The sequence below is a fragment of the Psychrobacter sp. CAL346-MNA-CIBAN-0220 genome, from assembly GCF_040309805.1.
Classification (GTDB): Bacteria; Pseudomonadota; Gammaproteobacteria; order Pseudomonadales; family Moraxellaceae; genus Psychrobacter.
In genome coordinates this window covers 1-617 of the sequence record NZ_JBEOPF010000030.1, presented here as the reverse complement: position 1 = coordinate 617, position 617 = coordinate 1, and the positions used below count along the sequence as shown (strand labels likewise).

Sequence of the window (617 nt, the reverse complement as noted above, 5' to 3'; positions counted from 1 at the left end):
TAGCTTAATAACACCAGAGATATGGCAGGGAAAGACACCAGCACAATCAATCGAATCAAGTCAGAGACAATGAAGGGGGCCACCCCGCGAAACATATCGGCAAGCTTGATATGCGGTGCCACCGCTTTAATCACAAAGATATTCATGCCCATTGGCGGGGTAATAAGCCCAAGCTCTACGGTTAATACCGCAATAATACCAAACCAAACGGGATCAAAGCCCAATGCTAGAATAATGGGGTATACCACAGGAATGGTAATCACCAACATCGCTAAGGCATCCATAAACAGCCCAAGCAAAAAGTACATGATCAAGATGCAGATTAAAACAATCATTGGACTAACGTCCAAACCACCAATCCATGTTGCTAGCGTATTAGACATTCGCGATACAGAAATAAAGTAGCCAAGGGCTTCTGCCCCTAACAGCATAAAGAAGACGACCGCAGATAATGCTAAGGTCTCAACTAACGAGCGCTTTAGGCCGTCTAACCTCATACCTTTGACAACCGCATAACCCCAAGAAGCAAATGCCCCTACTGCTGCCCCTTCAGTAGGCGTAAATAATCCCAAGAAAATACCGGCAATAATAACAATAAAAATAAAGCTAAAAGGTAT

At 43.9% G+C, this 617-nt stretch carries 1 protein-coding gene; it reads right to left on the bottom strand.

Annotation, left to right across the window (positions count from 1 at the left end):
* A partial coding sequence (locus AAEY88_RS12565; RefSeq protein ID WP_350562916.1) for a TRAP transporter large permease subunit occupies positions 1–617 on the bottom strand: 617 nt, incomplete at both ends.